General features: G+C 57.4%; 1 pseudogene. It reads right to left on the bottom strand.

The annotated features are described in order from the left end of the window. Positions 1–216, bottom strand: a pseudogene (locus EXE42_RS20100) (hypothetical protein); the annotation flags it as partial.

The following is a 216-nucleotide window of genomic DNA, read 5'->3' as shown; positions in this document are numbered from 1 at the left end:
AGTTGCGATGTACCCGCAATCTCCGTATCCGCGAGCGCTAAATCGACTCGATACTCGCCGGCGGTGGTCCACACGTCGGCATAGGCGACGATGTTACTGTCACCACCCGACTCGGTGGACGGGACGTCGAATGAGGTGTCCAGAACCGTGTCTCCATTCGGGTCCACAATCTGGATCGTCCCGCTCACCTCGTGATTCAGTTGATTGAGGAGATTC

The sequence above is a fragment of the Halorubrum sp. SP3 genome (genome assembly GCF_005435195.1).
In the GTDB taxonomy this organism is placed as follows: domain Archaea; phylum Halobacteriota; class Halobacteria; order Halobacteriales; family Haloferacaceae; genus Halorubrum; species Halorubrum sodomense.
Note: the sequence above shows the minus strand (reverse complement) of the source record. Positions and strands in the feature narration are given on the sequence as shown.